Annotated in this window: 1 protein-coding gene; it reads right to left on the bottom strand. The window is 52.2% G+C overall.

The genetic code is table 11. From position 1 onward, the window contains the following. Positions 1-515: dihydropteroate synthase (gene folP, locus AUR66_RS13090; RefSeq protein WP_157533117.1), on the bottom strand; the 515-nt coding region annotated here is incomplete at both ends.

Here is a 515-nt window from a genome sequence, read left to right as displayed (position 1 = left end):
ATCACGGGTTAGCCCTGCTTTCTCGGCTACTAAGACTCGTTCACGCAACTGTTCGATCGTATCTTCGACGACGTCATCGTAATCGATATCGGCATCTGGGTCAACGGGAGTCTCGATACTATGCATCACGATTACTGGTGAATCGTTTTTCACAGCAACGTGCCGCATCTCTGGGTCTTCGAGTCCAGAGACATCGTTGAGGATGTCGGCACCAGCATCTAGTGCTGCCTGTGCAACCTCCGATTTTCTTGTATCGACCGATAGCAGTACGTCAAGTTCACGTAGTGACTCGATAACCGGGATTACACGATTTAGCTCTTCGTCGACAGACAGTGGTTGTGCTCCAGGTCGAGTCGATTCACCACCGATGTCGAGGATATCGACACCTTCTTCGATCATCTGTTCGGCTCGCTCAACTGCTTTGGCTACCGTGTTGTACTCACCACCGTCGTGGAACGAATCTGGGGTGATATTCAGTATCCCCATCACGGCCGTGCCGTCGTCCGGAAGGCCGT

Origin of the sequence: Haloferax profundi (assembly GCF_001469865.1) — an archaeon.
GTDB classification, from domain to species: Archaea; Halobacteriota; Halobacteria; order Halobacteriales; family Haloferacaceae; genus Haloferax; species Haloferax profundi.
The sequence above is the reverse complement of the archived record's forward strand: the minus strand, read 5'-3'. Positions and strand labels throughout refer to the sequence as shown.